The sequence below is a fragment of the Amycolatopsis sp. NPDC003676 genome (assembly GCF_053587275.1).
The window spans coordinates 1-1,183 of record NZ_JBSFNS010000359.1; the positions used below are offsets into that span (position 1 = coordinate 1).

At 73.4% G+C, this 1,183-nt stretch carries 2 protein-coding genes; one reads left to right on the forward strand and one right to left on the reverse strand.

Annotation, left to right across the window (positions count from 1 at the left end):
• Positions 1–25: 25 nt before the first annotated feature.
• Complete coding sequence (locus ACWDNU_RS46405; RefSeq protein WP_355275469.1) at positions 26–424, reverse strand: TIGR03618 family F420-dependent PPOX class oxidoreductase; 399 nt, start codon at positions 422–424, stop codon at positions 26–28.
• A gap of 98 nt (positions 425–522) precedes the next feature.
• Here ACWDNU_RS46405 and ACWDNU_RS46410 point away from each other — a divergent pair.
• On the forward strand, positions 523–1,183 hold a 661-nt coding region (locus ACWDNU_RS46410), incomplete at its 3' end, for an SDR family NAD(P)-dependent oxidoreductase (RefSeq protein WP_449673518.1).

A 1,183-nucleotide genomic window follows, 5' to 3' on the forward strand; every position in this document is an offset into this window, starting at 1 on the left:
CGGTCTGACGGTCCTGTAGCCGGACCTACTTCAGCGTGCTCGACGAGAGCACCCGGCGCACCTGGATCGCGACGACGACCCGCGTCGGGTTTTCTCGCGGCACCCGGTAGCGGGCGGTGTAGCGGCGCACGGCCTCGGCCACGTCGTCGGCCTCGGTGAGCACGGTGGCCGGCCCTTCGAGGGTGAGCCAGCGCGGCCCTTCGACCTGACTCACGGCCGCGTACCCGCCGCGCGCCGCGTTGCGCGCCTTCACCGAGGCGCCGTCGGTGATGACCCGGGCGATCCCGCTCTCGGCATCCCAGGTGAACCCCACCGCGACCACGTGCGGTGTGCCGTCGGCGCGCAGGGTCGTCAGGGTGGCCAGATGCCGCTCGGTGACGAAGTCGAGGGCGGCGGGGGACAGCGGTGTGGTGGCGGTCGGCATGCGGGAAACGGTAGCCCGGACGACGGGCCGCCGATCGCGCGGGTTTCGGCCCTCGACACCCGAATTCCCCGTCCGGCGCCGGATGACAGACTGATCCCATGGCAGAGCAGCAGAACGACGGACCGGTGCTGGTCCTGGGCGGACGCAGTGAGATCGGGGTCGAGGTGGCGCGCCGACTGGCGCCCGGACGCGTGGTGATCCTGGCCGCCCGCCGGTCCGGCGCGCTGGACGCCGAGATCGAGCAGGTGCGCGCCGCGGGCGCGACCGCCGTGCACACCGTGGAATTCGACGCCGACGACACCGCCACGCACGCGCCCCTGCTGGAGAAGATCGCCGCCGAGCACGGCGGCATCGGCACCGCGGTGGTGGCCTTCGGCGTCCTCGGCGATCAGGCGCGCGCCGAACACGATCCGGCCCACGCGGTCGCGGTCGTGCACACCGACTACGTCGCCCAGGTCAGTGTCCTGACGACGCTGGCGACCCTGCTGCGGGCCCAGGACGCCGGGCAGATCGTCGTGTTCAGCTCGATCGCCGGGGTGCGGGTGCGCCGGGCCAACTACGTCTACGGTTCGGCGAAGGCGGGGCTCGACGGCTTCGCGAAGGGGCTCGGGGACGCCCTGCACGGCACCGGTGTCCAGCTGCTGCTGGTCCGGTCCGGGTTCGTGATCGGCCGGATGACCACCGGCATGGATCCCGCGCCGATGTCCAGCACGCCCGGCCAGGTCGCCGACGCCGTCGTGCGGGCCCTCGGCCGCGGCA

Bases quoted from the DNA above. Each gene is read 5' to 3' on its own strand.
- ACWDNU_RS46405 (WP_355275469.1), bottom strand. From the start codon at position 424: ATGCCGACCGCCACCACACCGCTGTCCCCCGCCGCCCTCGACTTCGTC.